Raw genomic sequence first — 17,311 nt, forward strand, 5'->3', positions numbered from 1 at the left:
ACTTACACTGGCACAGTGAGACGAAATTCGCCTCTATGTCTCAGGAAGTGAGGCCGGTATGACAGCGATCGCGGCGGAGACCGGGACCCCGAAGGTCGTCCTCGACTCCATCAGCGGCCTGGCGCTCGCGGGGGCCGCGGCGAACGTCGTCATGCAGCTCGCCCGCCTCCCCATCGGCCACGGCGTGGCCGAGAGCACCGTCGAGAGCGGACGCGTCGACAAGCACCCGGTCAAGCGCGGCCGCACCACCCTCACGTACATCGCCGTCGCCATGCTCGGCACCGAGGACGAGCGCAAGGCGATGCGCCTGGAGGTCAACCGGGCGCACCGGCAGGTCCGCGCCAAGGAGCCCGTCGCCTACAACGCGTTCGACCCCGAACTCCAGCTGTGGGTCGCCGCCTGCCTCTACTTCGGCCTCGAAATGATCTACGAGATCCTCTACGGGAAGCCGTCCCCCGCCGAGGCCGAGGAACTGTACCGCCACGGTGCCCGGTTCGGCACGACGCTGCAGGTGAAGCCCGAACTGTGGCCCGCCGACCGCGCCGCCTTCCAGGAGTACTGGGAGGACGGCATGAGCAAGATCCAGATGGACGACGTCACCCGCCGCTACCTGCGCGACCTGACCGAACTGCGCTTCCTGCACGCCCCGGTGCGCCTCGCGCTCGGCCGCTCCCACACCTTCCTCACCCTCGGCTTCCTCCCGCAGCCCTTCCGCGACGAGCTCGGCTACCCCTGGACGCCCCGCGACCAGCGCCGCTTCGACCGCCTCCTGCGCGTCATGCGCACCGCCAACCGCGCCCTGCCCCGCCCGGCCCGCGAGTTCCCCTTCAACGCCTACCTCTACGACTTCCGCCGCCGCGTCCGCAGCGGCCGCCCCGTCGTCTGACCTGCCGGTCACTGGCCGGGCGGCCGGCCGGGCGCGTCGTCCGAGGTGGGAGCGGAGGGGCGGATCTGGAGTTCGAAGTCGCCCTTGTGGCGGCGGACGCCGGCGACGACGGCGTCCTCCAGGACCTCGGCGCCCTTGTTCTGGCGGCGCATCATCGGGTCGTCGCGGACGTCCTTCCAGAGCGAGAAGCACAGCAGGATCAGCACGATCGTGAACGGCAGCGCGCCGATGAACGTGATGTTCTGGATGCCGTTGAGGGCCTCGTCACCGCCGATCACCAGCATGATCGCGGCGACGCCGCCGGTCAGCGCGCCCCAGAAGATGACGATCCAGCGGGCCGGCCGGGTCGAGCCGCGCTGCGACAGCGTGCCCATCACGATCGACGCGGCGTCCGCGCCGGACACGAAGAAGATCGCGACCAGCAGCATCACGATGACGCCGGTGATGGACTCCCACGGCAGGTCGCGCAGCACGTTGAAGGTGATCTGCTCCTCCGAGCCGTTCCCGTACGGGTTCAGGCCGTGGTGCTGCTGATCGATCGCCGCCCCGCCGAAGATCGCGAACCAGACCAGGCTGACCGTGCTCGGCACGATGATCACGCCGGCGACGAACTGGCGGATGGTGCGGCCGCGGCTGATCCGGGCCAGGAACATCCCGACGAACGGGGCCCAGGAGATCCACCACGCCCAGTAGAAGATCGTCCAGTTGGCGAGGAACTTCTTCATCTCCGCGCCGCCGGTGGCGCCCGAGCGGGACGCCATCTCGCCGAAGTCCTGGATGTAGACGCCGATCGAGGTGGGCAGCAGCTCCAGGATGAAGACCGTCGGCCCCACCACGAACACGAACAGCGCGAGGACGCCCGCGAGCACCATGTTGATGTTCGACAGCCACTGGATGCCGCGCGCGATGCCGGACACGGCCGACAGGATGAAGCAGATCGTCAGCACCACGATCGTCAGCACCAGGACGGACGTGCCGAGGCTCTCGATCCAGCCCGCCTCCCGCATGCCCGTCTGGATCTGGAGGGCGCCGATGCCGAGCGAGGCCGCCGACCCGAACAGCGTCGCGAACAGCGCGAGGATGTCGATCAGCTTGCTCAGCGGGCCCTGGGTGCGCCGGTGGCCGAGCAGCGGCGCGAACGCCGAGCTGATCAGCTGGCTGCGGCCCCGCCGGTAGTGCCCGTACCCGATCGCGAGGCCCAGCACGGCGTAGATCGACCACGGGTGCAGCGTCCAGTGGAACATCGTGGTGGCCATGGCCGTCTCGATCGCCGCCTCGCTCTGCGGCGCGTCGGTGTCGGGCGGCGGCATCACGTAGTGGGTGAGCGGCTCGGCGGCGCCGAAGAACATCAGCCCGATGCCCATGCCGGCGCTGAACATCATCGCGATCCACGAGACGGTGCGGAACTCGGGCTCGTCGCCCTCCTGGCCGAGCGGGATGCGCCCGTACCGGCTGACCGCCAGCCACAGCGAGAAGACCACGAACCCGGTGGAGGCGAGGACGAACAGCCAGCCGACGTTGCCGATCAGCCAGTCCAGCGTGCTCTGCGCGGCGGAGCTGAGGGTGCCGGTGGACGCCCCGCCCCAGACCACGAACGCCACGGACAGCACGGCGGTGACGCCGTAGACGATCCAGTCGGTGTGCGCGCGGCCATGCTGGGCGAGGCCCGCCGGTTCCGTGCCGGGGAACTCGGCCCCGGGCTCGCGCTTGCGCTTCATGATCTGGACTCTTGCCCGGATATTCACTTCTCAGTGACAGGGGAGAGTAATTCGTTCACGCGCAGTGCCTTCGGCGGGCGAAGGCGTGGTGCGGCGCGCGAGTGGCCCAGGTCACACGCGCCGGATGTCACAGGGGGACGGTCCGCAGGCATCTCGTGTTCGTCAGGACGTCGCGCGACGACACGACGACCACGAGGAGCAACCCCATGTCATCACCGGCCAAGCCGCTCTCCCCGGCGCACGCGGAGCGGGAGTCGCTTCCCCGGTTCTTCGGACTGATGAAGGCCACCACGGCTTTCCTGGCCACCGCCCTGCTGGTCCAGGGCATCACCGCCGGGCAGATCCTGGCCGACGAGGACGGTGGCAGCCAGTTGCACGACAGCACGGGCCCCGCCGTCACGGCCGCGCTGATCCTCCAGACCATCGCCGCGGCCCTGGTGTGGCGGGTCGGTCGCGGATCAGGGCGTTACCTGGCGGTCACCGGGCTGCTGCTGGTGTTCACCGCCGTCCAGTTCGTGGTCGGCGGCAGGGGTGATCTCGCCGTCCACGTCCCCCTCGGTGTGGCGCTGTTCGGCGCCGGCGCGGTCCTGATGACACAGGTCTGGACGGCCCGCCCCGGAGCCGGGCGGGGCACCCCCATGTGACATCGGCGTCGCCGTCGAGTGCCTCAGTGTCGCCGAATCGATGGTGTAGCCCGCTACACCATCGATTCGGGAGAGCGGGCCCATGTGCCGGGTGCCCTCCCGAACCTAGATTCGTCAAGGTCAGAGGGGGATTTCACCCGGAGGGGATCATGACGACGATGACGGTCGAGGCGACCGCGCAGGCCGTGGGGCTGGAGGCGGTCACCAAGACCTACGGCTCCGTCCGGGCGCTGGACGGCGTCACGTGGACGTTCCCGCGCGGCGGGTTCACCGCGGTGATGGGGCCGTCCGGCTCGGGCAAGAGCACGTTCCTGCACTGCGCGTCCGGGCTCGACCGCCCGAGCGAGGGCACCGTCCGGATCGGCGGCGCGGACATCGGCCGGCTCGGCGAGACCAAGCGGACGCGGCTGCGCCGGGAGCGGATCGGGTTCGTGTTCCAGGCGTTCAACCTGATCCCGTCCATGGACGTCGAGCAGAACGTCACGCTGCCGCTCCGGCTCGCCGGGGCCGCCGCCGACCCGGCCTGGCTGCGCGAGGTGGTCGGGCGGGTCGGGCTCGCCGACCGGCTGGCGCACCGGCCGTCGGAGCTGTCCGGCGGGCAGCAGCAGCGCGCCGCCATCGCCCGCGCGCTGATCACCCGCCCGGAGGTCGTGTTCGCCGACGAGCCGACCGGCGCGCTCGACCCGCGCACCGCCCGCGAGGTGATGCGGCTGCTGCGCGAGGCCGTCGACCAGACCGGCCAGACGCTCGTGCTGGTGACGCACGACCCGATGGCGGCCGCGTGGGCCGACTCGGTGCTGTTCCTCGACCGCGGCCGGATCGTCGACGAGGTCGCCGACCCGTCCGCCGCCGCGATCATGAGCCGCTGGGAGTCGCTGTGAGGAGCCGGGGCGCGTTCACCGGGATCTTCGCGGCGCTGCTGTTCGCCGCCGCGCTGATCGGCGCGTGCGGGGTGCTGATCGAGTCGGCGTGGCGGGCGCACGGCCCGGTGGAGCGGTACGAGGCCGCCGCGGCCGTCGTCACCGGGCCGCGCAGCGTGTCCACCACGGTGAAGAAGCTCGGCGACCCGCCGGCGGAGGCGAGCCGGCCGGTGACCGAGCCGTCCCGGGTCCCGGCCGGCGCGGCGGAGCGGCTGCGGGCCGTTCCGGGTGTGCGGGCCGTCGTCGCGGACGTGTCGTTCCCCGTCCTGCTGCCCTCGGGCCGGACGCTGACCGGCCACGGCTGGGACTCCGCGGCCCTCCGCCCCTACGAGCTGAGCACCGGACGCGCCCCGCAGGCCGCCGACGAGGTCGTGCTGAGCCGCTCCGCCGGAGTCGCGCCCGGCACGACCGTCAAGGTGCAGACCAACGGCAAGCCGCGCCCCTACCGGGTCTCCGGCGTCGTGGGCGACGGCCCGGCCGCCGCGTTCTTCGCCCCGGCCACGGCGGCGGCGCTCTACGGCCACCCCGGACGCGCCGACGCCCTCGCCGTCATCGGAGACCCCGACACCGGCGACCTCCGGAAGGCCGCACCCGGCCTCACCGTCTCCACTGGGAAGGCGCGCGGCGACGTCGAGTCCCCGGCCGTGGCCGCCGCGCGTCCCGACATCCTGGAGATGGGCGCCTCGTTCGCCGGGGTCGCCGTGATGACCGCGCTGGTCGTCGTGGGCGGGCTGATCGTCCTGTCGGTGCGGGAGCGGGCGCGCGAGTTCGCGATGCTCCGCGCGATCGGCGCGACCCCGTGGCAGGTGCAGGGGCGGCTCGTCCGGGAGACGCTGCGCGTCGGGATCCCGGCCGCGCTGATCGGCGGCGCACTGTCGCTCGGGCTCGGCGCCGCGATGCTCACCGCGATGGGGCGCAAGGACGTCCTGCCGGACGGGTTCGGCCCGGCGCTCAGCCCGCTGCCCGCTCTCGCAGCGGTCGCGATCACGCTGCTCGCGGCCGTGGTGACATCGCTCCTCGCCTCCCTGCGGGTCACCCGGATCCGGCCCGTCGAGGCGCTGGGCGAGGCGGCCGTCGAGCCCGCCGACCTGCCCGGATGGCGGGTCGGCACCGGCGTCGTCTTCCTGATCATCGGGCTGGGCGCGCTCGGCTTCTCCGGCTCCACCTCCGGGCCGGCCGCGGTCGCCGCGGTCGGGGGGCTGGTGATGTCGCTGATCGTCGCGACCGCGTTCCTCGGGCCGCTGCTGGCGCGGCACGGCGCCCGCCTCCTCGGCGGCGCCGCCCAGGCGATCGCGCCCGTCACCGGGCGTCTCGCCCGGCACGGCAGCGCCGCCGCCGCGCTGCGCGCCGGGTCCATCATCACACCGGTCGCGCTGGCCGTCGCGTTCGCCGGCACCCAGCTGTTCGCGCAGACGACCGTCGTCCACGCGACGACCGGGCAGGCGGCGGCCGGGAGCCGGGCCGACCAGGTCGTCGTGTCGGCGGGGCCGGGCCTCCCGCCGGACACCGCCGAGGCCGTCCGCCGCGTCCCCGGCGTCACCGCCGCGACGCCCGTCAACCGCACCACCGTGGTCATGAAGATCAAGGAGATGGGCGACGAGGAGCTGACCTCGCTGCCCGCGCGCGGCCTCGGCGCGGACGCCGAGGCCACCATTGACCCGAAGGTCACCTCCGGCCGTCTCCGCGACCTGCGCGGCAACACCGTCGCGCTCAGCCGCAACGCGGTCGGCGGCCGGCACGTCGGCGACACCGCGCCGCTGTGGCTCGGCGACGGCACCCGGATCGACGCCCGTATCGTCGCCGTCTACGACCGCGACCTCGGCTTCGGCGACGTCCTGCTGCCCCGCGACCTGGTCGCCGCCCACACGGCCACCGGGCTGGACGACCACGTCCTCGTGCGCGGCAAGGCCGACCTGAGCGCCGCCACGTCCGCCTACGCCGGAGTCCAGGCGATCGACCGCGACGCCCATGACGAGGCCCTGTCGGAGGAGATCCGGCTCCAGGGCTTCTTCAACCTGGTCGTCGTCGCCGCCATCGGCGGGTTCATCGCGATCGGGCTCATCACCACGCTGGCCCTCGCCACCGCCGCGCGCCGCCGCGAGTTCGGGCTGCTGCGGCTGGTCGGCACGACCCGGGGGCAGGTGCTGCGGATGCTGCGCCTGGAGGCCGCCATCATCCTCGGCACCGGCACCGCGATCGGCATCACCATCGCGACCGTGACGCTCATGGCCTTCGCCATGGCGGTCACCGGCGTCCCGCTGCCCGCCGTCTCACCGGCCGCGTGCGCGGCCGTCCTCCTCGGGGTCGCCGGCTCCGGCACCGCCGCGATCCTCCTCCCGGCACGGGCGATGCTGCGCCGCCGCACCTCCCCGTCCGTCCACTGAAGACCCGACCAGAACCTCCGTTCCACGGAGAAGACCCGTCCCACCGAGAAGACGCGTCCCACCGAGAAGACCCGTTCGGACCCGAGACAAGAAAGCAGGGCACTCCCATGGGCAACAGCCTGCGCTGGACCATCGTCGCCGTCCTCCTCGCGATCAACGTGGTGGTGAGCGTCGCGTTCGCCGACACCTGGCTGTCGATCACCGTCAACGCCGTCACCGGCCTGGGGGCCATCGCCCTGGTCGTCGACTACTTCGTCCGTGGCCGCCGCCGCACCTGACCGGCGGTGCGCGATGCCCGTGTCAGGACGCCTCGCGCGCCTCGCCGACGGCCCGGACGAGCTCGTCGAGGTCGGCGGGCGCGGTGCGGTGGCTGATGACGCAGGCGCGGAGCGCGGCGCGCCCGTCCAGCCGCACGGGGCTGATCCACGCGCGGCCGCCCTCGACGACCCGGCGGGCGAGCGCCTCGTGGTGCTCCCACGCCCCGGTGCCGGGGTCGGCGAAGCAGACGACGGGCAGCGGGGTGTCGTTGACGATGTCCCAGCCGGCCGCCGCGAGCGAGCCGCGGAGCGCGTCCGCGAGGGCGGCGTCGCGTTCGAGCTGCTCGGCGTACCCGGCGCGGCCCGCGACGGCGAGGCCCAGGAACAGCTTGAGACCCATGAACCGGCGCGACCACTGCTGGCTGGACGTGTACGGGTCGGCGGTGCCGGGGATCTCGGCCGGCATGTAGGACGCGGTGACCCGGAACGTCTCCGCGAGGCCCTCCGCGTCCGTGCACAGGAAGGCCCCGGCGCCCATCGGGACGCTCAGCCACTTGTGCGCGTCCACCGTGATCGAGTCGGCGCGCTCGATGCCCGCCAGGGCGGGCCGCAGCCGGTCCGACAGCGCCGCCGCGCCGCCGTAGGCGGCGTCGGCGTGGAGCCGCAGCCCCAGGTCGCGGCACAGGTCGGCGAGGCCGTGCAGCGGGTCGACGACCCCGGCGGCCGTGGTCCCGGCGGTCGCGACGACGAGGAACGGCAGGTCGCCGTCCGCCCGGTCGGCGGCCACCCGTTCGGCGAGGGCTCCGGTGTCCATCCGCAGGTCCGGCCCGACCGGGACGAGCCGGACGGCGTCCCGCCCGAGGCCCGCGGCGTGCGCGATCTTGAGCCAGGCGAGATGGCTCTCCGCCGACGCGTACATCACCGGACGGCCCGGCAGCGCCCGCAGCCCCTCCTCGCCGTACCGCGGCCAGGTCCGCGTGAGCGCCAGCAGCACGGCGGTCATGTTCGCCTCGGCGCCGCCGCTGGTGAACGACCCGGCGACCGCCGCGGGCGGGTAGCCGAGCCGTCCGCCCAGGAAGCGCAGCAGATGCGCCTCGATCTCGACGGCCGCGGGCGCGTGCGACCAGGCGGCGAGCTGCGGGTTGAACGCGGCGGCGAGCGTCTCCCCGACGACGCCCATCGGCGCCGGCGTCGGGTTGAACAGGCCGAAGTAGCGCGGGTGGGTCGTGTGGACGGTGGTCGCCCGCAGCATCCGGGCCACGTCGTCGACCACGCCCTCGGCGGCTGCCGGACGGTCGAAGTCGTACGCCCTGATCGCGTCCCTGAGCGCCTTCAGGTCCCGGGCGCCGACCGGCTCGCTCACCGCCCGCTCGGGGAGCCGCTCGCGCTCGTCTTCCAGGAGGTCCACGACATGCCGCCACATCGCCTCGGCGGCCGCTCGGGAAGGGGCGAGGGAGGCGCGTCCGATGGGGAATCCATGCATGACCCGACCTTCGCGCCCGGGCGGCGACCGGGCCAAGTGGCAGCAATGACCATTAGCGCAAAATAAGTGACATCGTGACGGCTAGAGTGGCGGCATGCACACGCTCGCGGTCGCCGTCACCGACGGGGTGCCGATCTTCGAACTGGCCATCCCGTGCGAGGTGTTCGGCTACGAACGGCCGGGCCTCGCCGACGCGTGGTACGACTTCCGGCTCTGCGCCGCGCCCGGCACCCGCACCGCTGCCGGGTTCGCCCCGGGCACCCGCTACGGCCTCGACGCGCTGGCCTCGGCCGACACCGTCGTGATCCCGGCCTGCGCGAGCGTCGTCGACGAGCAGCCGCCCGACCTGGTCGAGGCCGTCCGCGCGGCACACGCGGGCGGCGCCCGCATCGTCTCGCTGTGCACCGGAGCGTTCGTCCTCGCCGCCGCCGGACTGCTGGACGGACGCCCCGCGACGACCCACTGGATGCACGCCGAGCAGCTCGCCGCCCGCCACCCGGAGGTCAGGGTGGACGCGTCCGTCCTCTACATCGACGACGGCGACATCCTGACCAGCGCGGGCACCGCCGCCGGGCTCGACCTGTGCCTGCACGTCGTCCGCAACGACCACGGCGCCGCCGTCGCCGGCGCGCTCGCCAAGCGCCTCGTCATGCCCGCGCACCGGCCCGGCGGCCAGGCGCAGTACATCGACGCGCGGGCCGTCCACGACGCCGGCGACCTGGGGCCGCTCCTCGACTGGGCCCGCCGCCATCTGGACGAGCCGCTGACCGTCGCCGCGCTGGCCCGCCGCGCCAACGTCACGTCCCGGACGCTGATCCGCCGCTTCCACGCCGCCACCGGGACGACGCCCATGGCCTGGCTGCGCGGCATCCGCATCGACCACGCCCGCGAGCTGCTGGAGACCACGGCGCTGCCCGTCGACCAGATCGCCGAACGCTCCGGCCTGGGCGGCCCCGCCAACCTCCGCCACCACTTCACCCGCGTCGTGGGCGTCCCCCCGACCGCCTACCGCCGCGCCTTCTCGTCCTGACCCGGCGGGCCCCGGCCCTGTTCAGCGGCTCAGCAGGAGCGTTCAGCGGCTCAGCGTGGTCGCCTGCTCCAGGCGGGACAGCTTCTCGGGGTTGCGGACGAGGTAGAACCCGGTGATGAGGCCGTTCTCGACGCGGACGGTCATGACGGTGTCGGTTTCGCCGTCCAGCCGGATGACGAGCCCCGGCATGCCGTTGACCTGGACGGGCACGAGCGACACCTCGGCGTGGAGCCCCCTGAGGCCGCGCTCGACCAGGCGGCTGACCTTGTCGGATCCCACGATGGGCCGCGGCACGGTCCGGCGGATGCCGCCGCCGTCGCTCAGGAGGACGACGTCCGGGGCGAGGATGTCGAACAGGTGCTGCAGGTCGCCGGTCTCGACCGCCCGCTGGAAGGCGGCGAGCGCCGCCTGCGTCTCGGCCACCGACACGGCGTCGCGCGGCCGGCGCTCCGCGACGTGCGAGCGGGCCCGGTGGGCGATCTGCCGGACGGCGGCCGAGTTCTTCCCGACGGCTTCGGCGATCTCGCCGTAGGGCAGGTCGAACACCTCGCGCAGGACGAACACCGCGCGCTCGGTCGGCGTCAGCGTCTCCAGGACCAGCAGCATCGCCATCGAGACGTTGTCGGCGAGCTCGACGTCGTCGGCGACGTCGGGTGTGGTCAGCAGCGGCTCGGGCAGCCACGAGCCGACATAGTTCTCCTTGCGGCGGCCGAGCACGCGCAGCCGGGACAGCGCCTGGCGGGTGGTGATCCGCACCAGGTAGGCGCGGTGGTCGCGGATGGTGCCGAGGTCGACGTTCACCCAGCGCATCCAGGTCTCCTGGAGGACGTCCTCGGCGTCGACGGCCGAGCCGAGCATCTCGTAGGCGACGGTGAACAGCAGGTTCCGGTGGGCGACGAACGCCTCCGTGGCCGGGTCGATCCGCTCGCTCATCTCTGGCTCCCACCTGCCTGTCTCCAACAGAGCTACACGCACGAGACGCCCGTTCCCGCCGTTTTGTGACATCGGCGTCCAGTGGGACACGTCACACCGCCGGGCTGTCACAGCGGGCCGTCCTCCCGGCATCTCGTGGTCGTCAGGACGCCGCGCGACGATCCGCGCGGCGCGCGACGCAGACGAGTGAGGACGAAACCATGTCGAACACGAAGGCGCCGCCCCCGGCGGCCTTCCCGCGCCGCTGGGGGGCGCTGGTCTTCATCGGGCTGGCCCAGCTCATGCTCATGCTGGACGCCACCGTGGTGAACATCGCGCTGCCCTCCATGCAGGGAGATCTGGCGATCTCCGACGGCGACCGGCAGTGGATCATCACCGCCTACACGCTGGCGTTCGGCGGGCTGCTGCTGCTCGGCGGGCGGATCGCGGACTACACCGGACGCAAGCGGGCGTTCCTGATCGCCCTGGTCGGGTTCACGGCCGCGTCCGCGCTGGGCGGCGCGGCGGGCAACTTCGAGATGCTGCTGATCGCCCGTGCCGCGCAGGGCGCGTTCGGCGCGCTGCTCGGTCCGACCGCGCTGTCGCTGTTGACGGTGATGTTCACCGAGCCGAAGGAGCGCGCCAAGGCGTTCGGCATCTGGGGCGGGATCGCCGGCGCGGGCGGCGCGTTCGGGCTGCTGGCCGGCGGGGCGCTGACCGACTACCTGGACTGGCGCTGGTGCCTGTACATCAACATCCCGATCGCCCTGGCCGCGGCCATCGGCGGGTACCTGATGCTGCCCGGGGCGCGGCGCGAGGGCGGGGCGCGGTTCGACATCCCCGGCGTGCTGCTGGTCACCGGCGGCCTGGTCGCGATCGTGTACGGCACGGGCCGCGCCGAGTCGGACGGCTGGGGCTCGGCGACGATCATCGGCCTGCTGGCCGGTGGCGCCGTGCTGCTCGCCGCGTTCGCGGTCGTCGAGACCCGGGTGGCGCAGCCGCTGCTGCCGCTGCGCGTGGTCGCCGACCGCACCCGGGGCTCGGCCTACCTGGCCGTGGCCGTCGTCGGCGCGGGCATGTTCGCCGCGTTCCTGTTCATGACCTACTACCTGCAGGTCGTCAAGGGGTACTCGCCGATCAGGACGGGCGTGGCCTTCCTCCCGATGACGGGGGCGGTCCTGGTGTCGGCGGGCGGGCTCGCCTCGCGGCTGCTGCCCAAGGTCGCGCCGCGGCTGCTGATCGTCCCCGGGATGCTCCTCGGCGCCGCCGGCATGCTGTGGATGCTGCGGCTGGACCCCGGGACGTCCTACGCGTCCGGTGTGCTCGTCTGCCAGCTCGTGTTCGGCCTCGGCGCCGGGATGATCATGCCGGTGGCCATGAACTACGCCACGCACGGCGTGGACCCGCGCGACGCGGGCGTGGCCTCCGCGAGCGTGAACACCTCGCAGCAGGTCGGCAGCTCGATCGGCATCGCGCTGCTCAACACCATCGCCACCAGCACGACCGCCGACTACCTGGCCGAGCACGGCCCGAACCCCGCCATCGCCAAGCTGGCGCTGGTGGAGGGCTTCGGGGCGGCCGGCATCTGGGCGGCGGGCATCCTCCTCTGCGGCGCGCTGATCGTCGCGCTGCTGATGAACACCCCGCGTCCGGGAGGGAAGGCCCCGGCCGCCACCGCCACCGCCACCGCCGCCCCGGCGGACGGCGCCGAGGGCGTTGAGCCGCTGCCCGCGCACACCTGATCTCGGAGTGCACCTGATCTCGGAGTGCGCAGGGTTGAGGGGGTGTATGCGCCGCCGCGCTGCTGCGGCGGCGCAGCGCCTCGGGCCCTGGGGCCTGCGGATCTGGGCTAGAAGACGGGTGTGCCGTCCCTGGTCAGGCGCCAGTTCTCGGTGTGGAACGCCGCCGGGTCGATGGTTCCGGCGGCGGAGGCGTACTCGACGATCGCCTCGCGGATCGCCACCTGGGCGTTGTAGACGACCTCGGCGGTGGTGATGTGCGGGAAGCCGCCGCCGCCCGATTGGCGGTAGTTGTTCACCGCCACCACGAACCGCTGGTCGGGTGTGACGGCCGTGCCGTCGTAGGACAGGCCGGTGATGCGGGAGCCCTCCGGCTTGGCGATGTCGACGTCGTAGGTGACGCCGGAGAACTGGTCGTAGTTGTAGTCGGGGCGGCTGTCGGCGTTCGTCCATGAGGCCGGGGCGACGGGGGCGTCCGCCGCGACCTGCTTGAAGTACTGGGCGGAGTACTCCAGGTAGTCCTTGATCTGGGCGCCGGTGAGGACGCTCGCCATCAGGGTGTTGTCGTAGATGTACAGGCCCGCGATGTCCCGGATGGTGACCTTCCCGGCGGGGAACGTGGCGGCGCGGCTGAAGGGGGCCGCGATCGACACCACGGGAAGCGACGCGTGCTCCGAGCCGGCGAGGGCGTCCCTCACTTTCGCGGTCTGGACGAGATGGACGTAGTCGAGGATCGCGGTGTCCTTCCAGCAGGACTCCGCCGCCGACATCTCCTCGGTGGAGGTCGCCACCTCCTTGTTCACGTACGCGACGACCGCGTCGTGCTGCTTCTTGACGAGGGTGACGAGCGCCGGGTCCTCCTGGACGGTGTTCGTGTTCACCGCCGTCGCCGACTTGCCGGTGACCTTCCACCGGCCGCGCTCGTGGCGCAGGGTCAGGTCGAAGACCGACAGGCGCTCGCCCCAGCATTTCGGCTCGCTCATCACGACGGTCCGGCCGGTGGCCTTGTTCGTGACGAAGCGCTCGGGGATCTCCAGGTGCGCGTGCCCGAACAGGATCGCGTCGATGCCGGGCACCTGCTCGGCCACCAGGGCGGACGCGTTCTCGACGGGCAGCGCGTCGCCGTAGGACGAGGTGCCGCTGTCGCCCGAGTGGGCGCTGACGATCACGACGTCGGCGCCCTGCGCGCGGATGACCGGCACCCAGCGCCGGGCCGTCTCGACCAGGTCGAGGAAGTCGAGCCTGCCGGAGACGTTCGCCTTGTCCCAGATCGCGATGCCCGGGTTCGTCAGGCCGAGCAGGCCGACGCGGATCGGCGGGTACCCCCGGACGTGCATCCGCTTGATCATGTACGGGCGGTAGGCGGGGCGGCGGGTGCCCGCCCGGACGGCGTTGGCGGCGAGCACCGGGGCGTCCAGCTGGCGGATCCAGGCGTCCAGGAACGGGATGCCGTAGTTGAACTCGTGGTTGCCGAGGGCCACGGCGTCGTAGCCGATGGCGTTCATCTGGCCGGCGATCGGGTGCGTCTCGCCGGTCTCGGTGATCGGCTCGACGGTGGCGTAGTAGAAGCCGAGCGGAGTGCCCTGGATGGTGTCGCCCGCGTCGAAGAGGAGGGTGCGGTCGCGTCCCCGCGCGGCGCGGATCTCGTTGACCAGGCTGGAGACGCGCGCCAGGCCGACCACGTTGCCGTCGCGGTCGGCGTACTCGGCGTCCTTGTAGTAGTCCCAGTTGACCGCGTGGCTGTGGATGTCGGACGTGCCCATCACGGTGATCGTGACCGACTTGCCGTGGCGGGCGGGCGTTGCGGCCTGCGCGGCGGCCTGCGCGGTGGTCTCCGCGGCGGCGGTGCCGGGCCAGCCCGCGAGGGTGAGGGCGCTCGCGGCGGTCAGCCCGCCGAGGACCTGCCTGCGGCTGATCCCGCCGCCGCTCGGGGTGCGGCCGGGATCGTCGCCCGCGTCGTCCGGTACCCGGCATGAGCACCAGCGCGGCTGTGGATTCTCCATGGCGCACCCGTTCCTTCCGCAGGGGGACGGCAGAACGATAGGCCCGTCGCTCGGATCGGCAGTCGGTGAGATCTTCCGATCCTGGGGGACATTCGTTGGCACTCTCCGCCAAACGCGGGCGCGTCCGAAGGGGGATGGAGGGGAGGGGCGCGCCGGTGTGGTCTGGATCACAGAAGGCGTCCAATGTCCCAGTAGATCACTCTAAAACCAGTTTCTTGCTGTTCCGCCACTGTTGCCGGGTATGAGGTTTCGTGTTCCTCTATTTAGGACGTTGTCCGGTTGCGTGATGTCGCCGGCCGATTCCACGGCCGCCGCCCGTCCGCCGCCGTCCAACCGCCCGCCACTAGCCGCCACCAGCCGACATTCAGCCGCCCAGCCACCGACGACGCACGCACGCAGCGACAGCGGAGGGTCCGGATGCGCAAGGAGACGCTGGAGAGCTTCGTCCTCGGGGACGTACTCCGGTCACAGGCGCAGGTACATCGAAGACGGCCGTTCCTGAAGTTCCGGGACGGGGAGGTCACCTACGGCGAGGTCGACGCCGCCGCCGACCGGCTCGCCCGGTCCCTGTCGGGCGCCGGGATCCGGCGCGGCGACCACGTGGGCGTGATGCTGCCCAACTGCGCCGACTTCGTCCACATCGTGTTCGCACTGGCACGGCTGGGCGCCGTCGCCGTGCCGATCAACATCGCCTACAAGCACGAGCTGCTCCGGCACGTCCTGGACAGCTCCGACTCCGGCTGGCTCATCATCGACGGCCCGTACGCCGAGCGCGTCACGGACATCGCCGAGCGGCTGCCGAAGCTCGGCGGCGTCCTCGTCCGCGACGCCGCCGCGGCCGGGGTGCTGCTCGACCGGCTCGGCAAGCCCGCCCGCGACCTGGGCTCCCTGCGCGACGAGGGCGGCACCGTGGACGTGAAGGTCGGCTTCGGCGACCTGCAGGCGATCATGTACACGTCCGGGACCACGGGGCCGTCCAAGGGCGCGATGGTCCCGCACGCGCTGGCGCTGACCTGCGCGTACGACTCGCTCGACTTCCTCGACCGGTGGGGCAAGACGGTCTACTGCCCGCTGCCGCTGTTCCACGCGGCGGCGCTGTGGGACGGCATGCTGTCGGCCCTGCTCGGCGGCGGGTCCATCGCGATCGTCGAGCGGTTCAGCGCGTCCCGGTTCTGGGACGACGTGCGCCGCTTCGACGCGCAGGTCTGCATGAGCGTGTTCTCGATGATCCCGATCCTGCTGAACCGGCCGCCGACGTCGCGCGACCGCGACCACCGGCTGGAGACGTTCTACATGGGCAAGTCGAACCTCGACGAGCCGATGCGGGAGCGGTTCGGCGTCCGGTCGGTGGAGACCTACACCAGCACCGAGGCGGGCATCGCGACCGGCAGCCCGTACGGGGAGTGGCGGGTCGGCTCGTGCGGGCAGGCGCACGACGAGCGGTTCCACGTCGCCGTGGTGGACGAGCAGGACCGCGAGCTCGGGCCGGGGGAGCCCGGCGAGCTGGTGCTGCGGCCGCGGCAGCCGTTCGTCCTGACGACCGGCTACTACGGCAACTGGGAGGCGACCACCCATTGCTTCAGGAACATGTGGTTCCACACCGGGGACCGGGTATGGCGCGATGAGGACGGGTACTTCTACTTCCTCGACCGGATGAAGGACGCGATCCGCCGGCGCGGGGAGAACATCTCGGCCTTCGACCTGGAGACGGAGATCAACCAGCACCCGGCCGTCCTGGAGTGCGCCGCGATCGGCGTGCCCTCGGAACTGGAGGACGAGGACATCAAGGTGTCGATCGTGGTGCAACCCGATACCGGGCTCGACCCGCACGAGCTGGTCGCCTACTGCGAGGAGCGGCTGCCGCGCTCGATGGTGCCCCGGTACGTCGAGTTCGTGGACGCCCTGCCGCGCACTCCCACCGACAAGGTCGCCAAGTACAAGCTGCGCGCGCAGGGCGAGTCCGGCATCACCGAGACGACCTGGGACCGCGAGGCGGCGGCGGGCGGCCGGGCGGCGGACGGTCGCGAGGCCGCCGGGCGGGTGGCGGACGGTCCTGGAGCCGGGGAGGCGGGCGGCCGGTGAACTGGGAGGACACGCCGGAGCAGGCCGCCTTCCGCGCGGAGGTGCGGGCGTTCGTCGAGGAGCGGTTCCCCGCGTCGTACCGTCCGGCCGGGGACGAGGAGCAGAGCCTCGAACCCGAGGACGTCGCGGGCTACAACTGGCCGGTCGACCGGGTCTCGGACGATCCGGGGCGGCGCGAGGGCGCGCGGGCGTGGGCGGCGGCGCTGGCCGAGCGCGGCTGGATCGCGCCGCACTGGCCGGCCGAGTACGGCGGTGCGGGGCTGTCGCCGCTGGAGGAGTTCGTCCTGCACGAGGAGATGATGCGGGCGCGGGTGCCGACGGTGAACGGCATCGGCGCGTTCCTCCTCGGGCCGACGCTGCTGGTGCACGGCACGGAGGAGCAGAAGGCGCGGCACCTGCCCGCGATCGCCTCGGGTGAGGCGACATGGGCGCAGGGGTTCTCCGAACCGGGATCGGGCTCCGACCTGGCCTCGCTGCGGACGCGCGCCGTCCGGGACGGGGACGTCTACGTCGTGGACGGCCAGAAGGTGTGGACGTCCCTCGGCCAGTACGCCGACTGGCTGTTCGTGCTCGTCCGAACCGACCCGGATGCGGAGAAACCACACCGGGGCATCACGTTCCTGCTCATCGAGGCGGACGCGCCGGGTGTCACCGTCCGTCCCATCACCGACATCCGTGGCGCGGCGCCGTTCTGCGAGATCTTCTTCGAGGGCGTCCGGGTGCCGGTGGCGAACCGGGTCGGCGAGGAGAACCGCGGCTGGTACGTGGCGATGAGCGCGCTCGGCTTCGAGCGCGCCGGGATCGGCGCCACGATCAAGTACGAGCAGGCCCTGGAGGATCTGGTCACCTACCTGCGGTCGCCGGACGGGCAGCGGTTCGCCCGCACCACGCCGACGCTGCGGCAGGAGATCGCGCGGCGGCGGACGGAGATCCGCGTCCTGTACAACCTGGCCCGCTACACCGTCTCGCGGCAGGCGGCGGGCGATGAACCCGACTTCGAAGCGTCCATCAACCAGCTCTTCGGTGCCGAGCTTCACCAGCGCCTAGCCCGCACCGGCGCGCGCGCGTTCGGACGTTCAGCCGCGCTGTGGGGCCGTGAGGGCGCCCCACTGGACGCCGTCTTCACGCACATGTGCCGCGACTCGGTGGCGTCCACCTTCCTCGGCGGCACCACCGAGATCCAGCGCAACGTCATCGCGACCCGGGGCCTGAACCTGCCCCGCAGCTGACGTCCACCCATGTATCCACCCCAC

The 17,311-nt window shown here is 72.5% G+C and carries 13 protein-coding genes; 9 read left to right on the forward strand and 4 right to left on the reverse strand.

Translation table 11 applies throughout. The annotated features are described in order from the left end of the window. Positions 1 to 58 precede the first annotated feature (58 nt). On the forward strand, positions 59 to 886 hold the full coding sequence (locus HUT06_RS04285; RefSeq protein WP_176194503.1) for an oxygenase MpaB family protein: 828 nt from the start codon (positions 59 to 61) through the stop codon (positions 884 to 886). Between the two features lie 8 nt (positions 887 to 894). On the opposite strand, the gene HUT06_RS04290 is transcribed toward HUT06_RS04285, so the two are convergent. Next, entirely contained in the window at positions 895 to 2,604 is a 1,710-nt protein-coding gene (locus tag HUT06_RS04290) for a BCCT family transporter (RefSeq protein WP_176194504.1), read from the reverse strand. A gap of 206 nt (positions 2,605 to 2,810) precedes the next feature. Between HUT06_RS04290 and HUT06_RS04295 the strand changes: the two genes are divergently transcribed. The 4 genes from HUT06_RS04295 (at position 2,811) to HUT06_RS04310 (ending at position 6,830) form a co-directional block, all read left to right on the forward strand. Next, complete coding sequence (locus HUT06_RS04295) at positions 2,811 to 3,248, forward strand: hypothetical protein (protein ID WP_176194505.1); 438 nt, start codon at positions 2,811 to 2,813, stop codon at positions 3,246 to 3,248. Positions 3,249 to 3,406: 158 nt separating this feature from the next. Next, positions 3,407 to 4,129, forward strand: coding sequence for an ABC transporter ATP-binding protein (locus tag HUT06_RS04300; protein ID WP_254715725.1), 723 nt, complete (start codon positions 3,407 to 3,409; stop codon positions 4,127 to 4,129). Next, on the forward strand, positions 4,126 to 6,552 hold the full coding sequence (locus HUT06_RS04305) for an ABC transporter permease (RefSeq protein WP_176194507.1): 2,427 nt from the start codon (positions 4,126 to 4,128) through the stop codon (positions 6,550 to 6,552). Before HUT06_RS04300 ends, HUT06_RS04305 begins: the two co-directional genes overlap by 4 nt. Before the next feature lie 107 nt (positions 6,553 to 6,659). Continuing rightward, entirely contained in the window at positions 6,660 to 6,830 is a 171-nt protein-coding gene (locus HUT06_RS04310) for a hypothetical protein (RefSeq protein WP_176194508.1), read from the forward strand. A 22-nt stretch (positions 6,831 to 6,852) separates the two neighbouring features. Here the strand turns inward: HUT06_RS04310 and HUT06_RS04315 are convergent, their stop codons facing one another. Continuing rightward, positions 6,853 to 8,292 carry a pyridoxal-dependent decarboxylase gene (locus HUT06_RS04315; protein ID WP_176194509.1) on the reverse strand — a complete coding sequence of 480 codons (1,440 nt, stop codon included), beginning with the start codon at positions 8,290 to 8,292 and terminating at the stop codon, positions 6,853 to 6,855. A gap of 94 nt (positions 8,293 to 8,386) precedes the next feature. On the opposite strand from HUT06_RS04315, the gene HUT06_RS04320 reads away from it, so the two are divergent. Continuing rightward, positions 8,387 to 9,322 carry a helix-turn-helix domain-containing protein gene (locus HUT06_RS04320; RefSeq protein WP_176194510.1) on the forward strand — a complete coding sequence of 312 codons (936 nt, stop codon included), beginning with the start codon at positions 8,387 to 8,389 and terminating at the stop codon, positions 9,320 to 9,322. 42 nt (positions 9,323 to 9,364) lie between these two features. On the opposite strand, the gene HUT06_RS04325 is transcribed toward HUT06_RS04320, so the two are convergent. Next, positions 9,365 to 10,255: an RNA polymerase sigma-70 factor gene (locus HUT06_RS04325; protein WP_176194511.1), complete on the reverse strand. Its 891-nt coding sequence runs from the start codon at positions 10,253 to 10,255 to the stop codon at positions 9,365 to 9,367. Between the two features lie 200 nt (positions 10,256 to 10,455). On the opposite strand from HUT06_RS04325, the gene HUT06_RS04330 reads away from it, so the two are divergent. Then, positions 10,456 to 11,976: an MFS transporter gene (locus tag HUT06_RS04330; RefSeq protein ID WP_176194512.1), complete on the forward strand. Its 1,521-nt coding sequence runs from the start codon at positions 10,456 to 10,458 to the stop codon at positions 11,974 to 11,976. A gap of 107 nt (positions 11,977 to 12,083) precedes the next feature. Here HUT06_RS04330 and HUT06_RS04335 read toward each other — a convergent pair whose 3' ends face one another. Next, positions 12,084 to 13,976, reverse strand: a complete 1,893-nt coding sequence (locus tag HUT06_RS04335) for a bifunctional UDP-sugar hydrolase/5'-nucleotidase (RefSeq protein WP_176194513.1) — start codon at positions 13,974 to 13,976, stop codon at positions 12,084 to 12,086. A gap of 417 nt (positions 13,977 to 14,393) precedes the next feature. Between HUT06_RS04335 and HUT06_RS04340 the strand changes: the two genes are divergently transcribed. Together HUT06_RS04340 and HUT06_RS04345 are read left to right on the forward strand one after the other, a co-directional pair. Next, a complete protein-coding gene (locus HUT06_RS04340; protein WP_176194514.1) occupies positions 14,394 to 16,058 on the forward strand; it encodes an AMP-binding protein in 1,665 nt (554 codons plus the stop codon). Further along, positions 16,055 to 17,287 carry an acyl-CoA dehydrogenase family protein gene (locus tag HUT06_RS04345; protein WP_176194515.1) on the forward strand — a complete coding sequence of 411 codons (1,233 nt, stop codon included), beginning with the start codon at positions 16,055 to 16,057 and terminating at the stop codon, positions 17,285 to 17,287. Before HUT06_RS04340 ends, HUT06_RS04345 begins: the two co-directional genes overlap by 4 nt. Positions 17,288 to 17,311 lie beyond the last annotated feature (24 nt).

The sequence above is a fragment of the Actinomadura sp. NAK00032 genome (assembly GCF_013364275.1).
Lineage (GTDB): Bacteria > Actinomycetota > Actinomycetes > Streptosporangiales > Streptosporangiaceae > Spirillospora.

Bases quoted from the DNA above. Each gene is read 5' to 3' on its own strand.
- HUT06_RS04330 (WP_176194512.1), top strand. From the start codon at position 10,456: ATGTCGAACACGAAGGCGCCGCCCCCGGCGGCCTTCCCGCGCCGCTGG.
- HUT06_RS04340 (WP_176194514.1), top strand. From the start codon at position 14,394: ATGCGCAAGGAGACGCTGGAGAGCTTCGTCCTCGGGGACGTACTCCGG.
- HUT06_RS04335 (WP_176194513.1), bottom strand. From the start codon at position 13,976: ATGGAGAATCCACAGCCGCGCTGGTGCTCATGCCGGGTACCGGACGAC.
- HUT06_RS04290 (WP_176194504.1), bottom strand. From the start codon at position 2,604: ATGAAGCGCAAGCGCGAGCCCGGGGCCGAGTTCCCCGGCACGGAACCG.
- HUT06_RS04315 (WP_176194509.1), bottom strand. From the start codon at position 8,292: ATGCATGGATTCCCCATCGGACGCGCCTCCCTCGCCCCTTCCCGAGCG.
- HUT06_RS04295 (WP_176194505.1), top strand. From the start codon at position 2,811: ATGTCATCACCGGCCAAGCCGCTCTCCCCGGCGCACGCGGAGCGGGAG.
- HUT06_RS04300 (WP_254715725.1), top strand. From the start codon at position 3,407: ATGACGGTCGAGGCGACCGCGCAGGCCGTGGGGCTGGAGGCGGTCACC.
- HUT06_RS04285 (WP_176194503.1), top strand. From the start codon at position 59: ATGACAGCGATCGCGGCGGAGACCGGGACCCCGAAGGTCGTCCTCGAC.
- HUT06_RS04325 (WP_176194511.1), bottom strand. From the start codon at position 10,255: ATGAGCGAGCGGATCGACCCGGCCACGGAGGCGTTCGTCGCCCACCGG.
- HUT06_RS04310 (WP_176194508.1), top strand. From the start codon at position 6,660: ATGGGCAACAGCCTGCGCTGGACCATCGTCGCCGTCCTCCTCGCGATC.
- HUT06_RS04320 (WP_176194510.1), top strand. From the start codon at position 8,387: ATGCACACGCTCGCGGTCGCCGTCACCGACGGGGTGCCGATCTTCGAA.